The sequence below is a fragment of the Streptomyces sp. NPDC043867 genome, from assembly GCF_056435845.1.
The window spans coordinates 48,939-56,631 of record NZ_JBWKDS010000016.1 but is presented as its reverse complement, the minus strand read 5'-3'; the positions used below and the strand labels follow the sequence as shown (position 1 = coordinate 56,631).

Annotated in this window: 7 protein-coding genes; 4 read left to right on the top strand and 3 right to left on the bottom strand. The window is 71.9% G+C overall.

Features of this window, described 5'->3' with window-relative positions; all coding sequences use genetic code 11:
- The first annotated feature begins 249 nt into the window (after nucleotides 1-249).
- Entirely contained in the window at nucleotides 250-519 is a 270-nt protein-coding gene (locus AC069T_RS17910) for a hypothetical protein (RefSeq protein ID WP_478783659.1), read from the top strand.
- Between the two features lie 95 nt (nucleotides 520-614).
- On the opposite strand, the gene AC069T_RS17905 is transcribed toward AC069T_RS17910, so the two are convergent.
- Nucleotides 615-1,373 (bottom strand): ferritin-like fold-containing protein, encoded by a 759-nt coding sequence (locus AC069T_RS17905; protein WP_358850196.1) that lies wholly within the window; start codon nucleotides 1,371-1,373, stop codon nucleotides 615-617.
- A gap of 460 nt (nucleotides 1,374-1,833) precedes the next feature.
- Between AC069T_RS17905 and AC069T_RS17900 the strand changes: the two genes are divergently transcribed.
- Both AC069T_RS17900 and AC069T_RS17895 read left to right on the top strand, forming a co-directional pair.
- A complete protein-coding gene (locus tag AC069T_RS17900) occupies nucleotides 1,834-4,101 on the top strand; it encodes a DEAD/DEAH box helicase (protein WP_478783658.1) in 2,268 nt (755 codons plus the stop codon).
- 350 nt (nucleotides 4,102-4,451) lie between these two features.
- Nucleotides 4,452-5,384 (top strand): alpha/beta fold hydrolase, encoded by a 933-nt coding sequence (locus AC069T_RS17895; protein ID WP_478783657.1) that lies wholly within the window; start codon nucleotides 4,452-4,454, stop codon nucleotides 5,382-5,384.
- Nucleotides 5,385-5,427: 43 nt separating this feature from the next.
- On the opposite strand, the gene AC069T_RS17890 is transcribed toward AC069T_RS17895, so the two are convergent.
- Nucleotides 5,428-6,333: an NYN domain-containing protein gene (locus AC069T_RS17890; RefSeq protein ID WP_478783736.1), complete on the bottom strand. Its 906-nt coding sequence runs from the start codon at nucleotides 6,331-6,333 to the stop codon at nucleotides 5,428-5,430.
- A gap of 238 nt (nucleotides 6,334-6,571) precedes the next feature.
- Here AC069T_RS17890 and AC069T_RS17885 point away from each other — a divergent pair, with 238 nt between their 5' ends.
- The gene (locus AC069T_RS17885) at nucleotides 6,572-6,724 is read left to right on the top strand and encodes a hypothetical protein (protein ID WP_121405831.1); all 153 of its coding nucleotides are present in this window, start codon (nucleotides 6,572-6,574) and stop codon (nucleotides 6,722-6,724) included.
- Between the two features lie 125 nt (nucleotides 6,725-6,849).
- Here AC069T_RS17885 and AC069T_RS17880 read toward each other — a convergent pair whose 3' ends face one another.
- Complete coding sequence (locus tag AC069T_RS17880; protein WP_358850199.1) at nucleotides 6,850-7,455, bottom strand: MarC family protein; 606 nt, start codon at nucleotides 7,453-7,455, stop codon at nucleotides 6,850-6,852.
- Nucleotides 7,456-7,693 lie beyond the last annotated feature (238 nt).

The window sequence follows — 7,693 nt, the reverse complement described above, 5'->3', positions numbered from 1 at the left end:
CTGATCCCTGACTCCTCTTCTCGTGGGTGGGATGTCCGGAACCCCCAAGACGAGAGGGGGGGTCTCGAGCTTTCTGGGCCAAAGAAAGAAAGAGGGGGCCCCCCCCCCCCCCCCCCCCGGGCCCCCTTTCCGATGATCTGAACTGCACGGACGGAGCACATCGTCCCAACAGGGGAGGGTTGCCTTCCGCACCTCGGGGGTAGATCGAGTAGGACCGATTTGCCCCAGCCGTGCGGGAGGGAACCCACCATGTTTTTGGAAGCGCTCGGCTCTGCGATCCTCGGTCTCGCGCTCGCCTGGGCGGCGCAGCACCGCCTGTCCCACCGGCTCCCGGCGCACAGTCTCGTCCTGTCGACGGGCGTCGCCGGAGCCCTCTTCGGAGCCTTTCTGACCCACAGCGCGCTCGGACCCGGCCACTTCATGCCGACGCTGATCGGCGCGATCGCGGTGTCGTCCGCCTCGCTGTCGCTGCTGCTCCGCCCGGCCGAGAGGTTTCGCCGCCGCTCGGCACCGGCGTAGGACCGCCGCGCACCGGGGACAGCACTGAGCCGACGGACGCCGGCCGGCCTTCTCGAAAGGCCGGCCGGCGTCGTGAGCGTCCGTGGACCCTCCGGTCAGGCCGCCAGCCCCAGCGCCGCCATGCGCTTGGTGTGGGCCTCGGTGATCCGGGAGAACATGCGGCCGACCTCCGCGAGGTCGAACCCGTCCGCGACCCCTCCGACCAGCATGGTGGAGAGGGCGTCACGGTCGGCGACCACTCGCTGCGACTGCGACAGGGCCTCGCCCATCAGCCTGCGGGCCCACAGCGCGAGCCGTCCGCCGACGCGCGGATCGGCGTCGATCGCGGCCCGCACCTTCTCGACGGCGAAGCTGGCGTGCCCGGTGTCGTCGAGGACGGCGAGGACCAGACGCCGGGTGTCGGTGTCGAGTCGCGCGGCGACCTCGCGGTAGAAGTCGCTGGCGATCGAGTCGCCGACGTACGCCTTGACGAGCCCCTCGAGCCAGTCCGAGGGGGCGGTCTGGCGGTGGAATCCGTCGAGCGCTGCCACGAACGGCTCCATCGCCCCGGTCGGTTCCACACCGACCGCGGCCAGCCGGCCGCGCAGCTGCTCGAAGTGGTGGAACTCGGCCGACGCCATCTTCGCCAGCTCCGCCTTGTCGTTGAGGGTGGGCGCCAGTTTGGCGTCCTCCGCGAGCCGCTCGAACGCCGCCAGCTCGCCGTACGCGAGGGCTCCGAGCAGGTCCACGACCGCAGCCCGGTACTGGGGGTCCGCGGAGGCCGTGTCCCAGTTCTGGGCGGCGACTCCGGTGGCCGCGGGAGCGGTTTCGGCGGGGGTGGCAGCGGCGTTGTCAGGCGTCGTCATGAAGCGCACAATAGCCCGCTCACCGCGGCGTGGACGTTCCCGGTCAATCAGTGTGACGACGACCATGTGACCGAATCGGCCATCGCGTGTGCGTGATTCCGGGGTATGGTGGTAATGCGCCCGTTGAGTATTGCGACGGGCCGCGTGAATGAGGATGCCCGGTCGGAGGCCCGATCGGCTCCGACCCGACAGACCTCCACGTCCGTACGGCACCTTGCGTACGACACCCGGAGGAACCCTCAGCGGTACGAGCGCTCGAGCGTCGGCAGTGGTCCCATGCCACTCGGCCAGCCCGCAAAGCGGCCGACGTCCCCGGCACGGTCCAGACACGACCCCCGCGCTCGCCTCGCACCGCGTACACAGAAGAGGCAGCACCCTGACTACGACTTTTCGTGACCTCGGAATCCTTCCCGAGACGGCCGAAGCCCTGGAGGCCGTCGGCATTCTCAACCCCTTCCCGATCCAGGAGATGACGCTCCCGGTCGCCCTCACGGGCAAGGACGTCATCGGCCAGGCGAAGACCGGCACCGGCAAGACGCTGGGCTTCGGCCTTCCGCTCCTGGAGCGCGTGACCGTCCCCGCGGACGTCGAGGCGGGCCGGGCCCTGCCCGAGCAGCTCACGGACGCTCCGCAGGCGCTCGTCGTCGTGCCGACGCGTGAGCTGTGCACCCAGGTCACGAACGACCTGCTGACCGCGGGCAAGGTCCGCAACGTGCGCGTGCTCGCCATCTACGGCGGTCGCGCCTACGAGCCCCAGGTCGAGGCCCTGAAGAAGGGCGTCGACGTGATCGTCGGCACCCCCGGCCGGCTGCTGGACCTCGCGGGCCAGAAGAAGCTGGACCTGAATCACATCAAGTCGCTCGTCCTCGACGAGGCCGACGAGATGCTCGACCTGGGCTTCCTGCCCGACGTCGAGAGAATCATCAACATGCTGCCGGCCCGCCGTCAGACGATGCTGTTCTCGGCCACGATGCCGGGCGCCGTCATCGGTCTGGCCCGCCGCTACATGTCGCAGCCCACGCACATCAGCGCCACGTCGCCCGACGACGAGGGTGCGACGGTCCGCAACACCGCGCAGTACGTCTACCGCGCGCACAACATGGACAAGCCCGAGATCGTCTCGCGGATACTGCAGGCCGACGGCCGCGGTCTCGCGATGGTCTTCTGCCGCACCAAGCGGACGGCGGCGGACCTCGCCGACCAGCTCCAGCAGCGCGGTTTCGCGTCCGGCGCGGTCCACGGCGACCTCGGCCAGGGCGCCCGCGAGCAGGCGCTGCGCGCCTTCCGCAACGGCAAGGTGGACGTCCTCGTCTGCACCGACGTCGCCGCTCGCGGCATCGACGTCGAAGGCGTCACGCACGTCATCAACTACCAGTCCCCCGAGGACGAGAAGACGTACCTGCACCGCATCGGCCGTACGGGCCGCGCGGGTGCCAAGGGCATCGCCGTCACGCTCGTCGACTGGGACGACATCCCGCGCTGGCAGCTCATCAACAAGGCGCTGGACCTCGGGTTCCCGGCCCCGCCGGAGACGTACTCCACGTCCCCGCACCTCTTCGAGGAACTGAGCATCCCGGCCGGCACCAAGGGTGTCCTGCCGCGCGGCGAGCGCACCCGCGCCGGGCTCTCGGCCGAGGCGGTCGAGGACCTGGGCGAGACGGGCGGCCGCGGTCAGCGCGGGGCCCGTGGTGGCCGCGCCGCCGCGCCGGTCGCGGAGCGCGAGAGCGAGCGTGAGCGCCCGGCGCGCACGCCGCGGCGCCGCCGCCGTACGCGCAACGGGACGCCGCTGGAGGAGGCCACCGCGTCTCCCGCGGTGACGGCCACCGAGCCCGCCGAGTCGGCCGGGACCGCGGAGGTCACCGAGCCCCGTACCCCGCGCCGTCGCCGCCGTACCCGCGGCAGCGGAGCGTCCGCCGAGCCGGTCGCGGTGACCGAGACCGTCGTCGCCGAGCAGCCGTCGGCGGAAGCCGCGGTCGACACGGCCGAGGGCGTCACCGAGGAGCCGTCGAAGCCGCGCCGCCGCCGCACGCGCAGGACCGCGGAAACGGCGGCCGCCGAGACCCCGGTCGCCGAAGCCCCGATTGCCGACGTCCCGGTTGCCGAGGCCCTGGTCACCGAGGCCCCGGTTGCCGAGGTCCCGGAGGCCACCGAGACGAAGCCGCGCCGCCGCACCCGTAAGGCCGCCGCGCCCGTCGCCGAGGTGGCACCCGAGGCCGCCGAGGTCGTGGAGCCGAAGCCGCGTCGCAGCCGTGCGAAGGCCGCGGCGCCGGAGGCCGAGGCCGCTCTGGACACCGCGGAGGCCGCGGAGGCCAAGCCGAGGCGCCGCACCCGCAAGGCGGCGGCTGTCGTGGCCGACGCCGACATTCCGGCGCAGGCGGTCGACGAGCCCGAGGCCAAGCCGCGTCGCCGTACGCGCAAGGCCGCGGAGGCAGCGGTCGACACCGCCGAGGGTGCCGCCGAGGCCCCGGCCAAGCCGCGCCGCACGCGCAAGGCCGTCGCCGCCACGGCGGAGGCCGCGAGTGAGGTCGCGGAGGCCAAGCCGCGCCGCAGCCGTGCCAAGGCCGCGGCGCCGGAGGCCGAGGCCGCCGTCGAGACCACGCCGAAGCGCCGTACCCGCAAGGCCGCGGTTGCCTCCGTCGACGCCGCCATCCCGGCGCAGACGGCTGAGGAGCCCGAGGCGAAGCCGCGTCGGCGTACGCGCAAGGCCGTCGCCGCCACGGAGCCCGCGGACAGCTGATCACCGACCCGATGGCCCGGTCCCCGCACCCGCGGGAACCGGGCCATCGGCGTCTCCGCACGCCGCCGGGGGCCGACCGCGCGTGAACACACCTGCGGCACGCCTGCCGGCAGCCAAGCCCGAAAGCCACCCGCACCCGCCCTCCCACCGAAGGGGCCGTGCCGGTACATCAGATGCCCGTTGCAGGTCGGGCAGACAACCCAGGGGGCCCCATGCAACGCGGCCGGGCGCCCGACATGCAACGGGCGGATGTACCGGCGCGGCCCCGACCCACCCACAGGAGCCGAGGCGCGACGGGACCTACGACCCACCCCGGAAGAAGCAACACCCCGCACCGATAGCCTCGCTGCATGAGCAGGCCGCCCACCTTCGTCCCCCCGCCCGGTGTCCGCGCGTACCGTCTCGCGACCACCCGCGGCGAGTTCGCCGTGCTCGACGCGACACCGCAGGCACCGCACGCACCCCACGCACCCCAGGCACCGCCGAAGGCAACCGCCCTCCTGATCCCCGGTTTCACCGGCAGCAAGGAGGATTTCATCGCGCTGCACGAGCCGTTGGCGGCGGCCGGATACCGGACCGTCGCCGTGGACGGCCGCGGCCAGTACGAGACTCCGGGGCCCCCGGACGACGAATCTCCCTACGCACAGGCCGAGTTGGCGCAGGACGTACTGGCGCAGGCAGCCGCCCTCGGCACCCCCGTGCACCTCGTGGGCCACTCTCTCGGCGGACAGATCGCGCGCGCCGCGGTCCTGCTGGACCCGGCCCCGTTCAGCTCGCTCACCCTCATGTCCTCGGGCCCCGCCCAGATCTCCGCACCCCAGCAGCAGCGCGTGAAGCTGCTGAGAGACGCCCTCGCGGTGATGGGCATGGCCGACGTCTGGGAGGCTATCCAGGCGATGGAAGCCCCCGCGCAGACCGGCCCGGGCGACCCCGGCGACTCGGACGGCCCCGGTTCCGGCAATCTCGACGCCGGCCTGGACGACCGCGCCGACCTGCTCCGGCGCTGGTTGGCCAACAGCCCGGCCCAGCTCATCGCGACGGGCCGGCAACTGTGCACGGAACCCGACCGCGTCGCGGAACTCGCCGCCGTACCCCTGCCGGTGCACGTGCTCTCCGGCGCCTGCGACGACGCCTGGCCGGTGCCGCTCCTGGACGACATGGCCGTACGCCTGCACGCGCAACGCAGCGTCGTACAGGGCGCCGAGCACTCCCCCAACACGGACCGGCCGCAGGAGACGGCCCGGGCCCTCGCCCGCTTCTGGGACCGCTGCGGCCCGGCCTGACACGCGCCGGACAGTTGCGCCGGGCGGTCGCGCCGGGCACGCCCTAGTACTGCGCCTGAAGATGCGCCCAGAAGCCGTCCCGCAGCGCCCGCCGCAGCTCCGCCTGCCCGCGCAGGGAGTACTGGAGCAGCCCCTCGGCCTCCACGAGCAGGTCCTGGTCGACGGAGCCCGGCAGGTAGGGGTGCCCGGGGAGCAGGTCCACCAGCGCCTCCCGCCCCCGCTCCGCGAGCCACTTCGCGGCGATCTGCGCGCCCACGAACCGCACGTCGTCCCGCCCGGGCCGGGCCGTCCCGGCGGCGTCGTACGTGGCGGCGGTCCGCCGGGACACGTACGGCTTGATGAAGTCGAGGTCGAACGTCCGCTGGCTGTCGACCTCCCACAGCAGCGGCTCGGCCTGGTTGCGGCCCTCGGGAACCTCGATCCCCCACAGGTGGACCCGCGCCCCGTACCCCTGCGCCGCCTCGACGGCCGACACCAGGTCCTCGTCGCCGCCGAGCAGCGCGGCGTCGCTGATGGCACGGTGCCGGGCGAGCGACTCGAGGTCGCTGCGGATCAGCGAGTCGACGCCCTTCTGCTGGTTGTTGGCGTTGAGATTGCCGAGGCGCACCTTGACGTCGGGCAGCTCGGCGATCGACTGCTGCTCGGAGGTGTGGATACGGCGCCGCGCGCCGTCGTACCAGTAGACGCGCAGCAGCCTGCTGTCCGCGAAGATCGTGCGGGCCCGGTCAATGAGCGCCTCGATGAGGCCTCCGGCGTCGAGGTCGAAGGCCCGACGGTCCTCGGACCCGGAGACGAGCCGTCCGGCGGCGGCGTACAGATACCCGGCGTCGACGAAGATCGCGTGGGTGGAGGGCGTCTTCGCCACCTCGGCGAGCATGCGCTGGAGCAGCTCGTTCGTACGGTCGATGCGGCCGCCCAGCGCCGCGAGGTCGTCGTTCATCGCTTCCATTGTCCCGGCGGTCACGCTGCGAACACAACCGGCCCCTGCCGGTCCCGGCCGGGTGCGCGGCCGCCGCCGCCCACTCCTTACCGGTCAGTAGTTAGGTTCTCGAAAAATTTCCTTAGCGTAGGGAATGTTTGTAACACGCATCCCGTTGAATCCGTATGAAGCGGAAGGGCAGCGACGCCCCACGCCTCACACATCAGTAGTTCTCCTCAGGAGGATGACCAGACGAAGGGAGAAGCCAATGCGCTTCGAAATCATGCGACTCGACGATGTCGACGGCACCCCCGTGGACACGACCGTCGTGGACGCCGCCTCCGTCAACCGGATCGTTCAGCAGGCCGCGGCCATCGGCCAGCGCCTCTGGATCCGCCCGGCCGACTCGACTGCCTCGTAACACGCGGGTGATTTCCACGTAACCCGCAGACGCTTCGCAGACTTCGGAGCCCCCGTACGGCACATGCCGTACGGGGGCTTTGCACGTGGCCCGCGCCAAGGCTCGGCGCCCCCGGCCGGCGCCGCTCAGGCGCCCCGGATCACCTGCGTGACCCCGTTGATGATCTGCTGCACGGCGATCGCGGAGAGCATCATCCCCGCGAGCCGGGTCACCAGCACGACACCACCGTCCTTGATGACGCGGATGATCAGCAGCGAGTACCGCATCACGAGCCACAGCACGACGTGGATGGCGAGGATCGCGGCCCACACGGACACCTGGGTGGTCGCGGTGTCCGCCTTCTGGACGGCCAGGATCACGGACACGATCGCGCCGGGACCGGCCAGCAGCGGCATGCCAAGCGGTACCAGGGCGACGTTGACGTCCTTGGTCTGCTTGGGCTCGTCGGTCTTGCCGGTCAGCAGGTCGAGGGCGATCAGCAGCAGGAGCAGCCCGCCCGCGATCATCAGCGCGGGCACGGACACGTGCAGGTAGTCCAGGATCTGGTGCCCGAGCAGACCGAACACGGTGATCACACCGCCGGCCACGCAGACGGCCTGGAAGGCCATGCGCTTCTGCACCTTGCCGGGGCGTCCGGCGGTGAGCGCGAGGAAGATCGGGGTGATCCCGGGGGGATCCATGATCACGAAGAGGGTCAGGAAGAGGGAGCCGAAGACGGCGACGTCGAACACGGTGGTGCCTTGCTGCTTGCGGAGAGACGAGACGGGCAGGACGAGGCGGCCACGCCTTGGCGGGCGGAGGCCACACGTACGGGTGTTCCGGGGAACGGACTCGGCGAGCCGGAACGAGCTCGGGTGACAAGAAGGGATCCCGACCCCCGTCCCGGTCCCGGCCCTTGTCCCGGCAGGACCCGGAAACGGACCCGGAGAACCGGAGGCCGCCCGGAGAGCGGAGAGACCGAGGAAACCG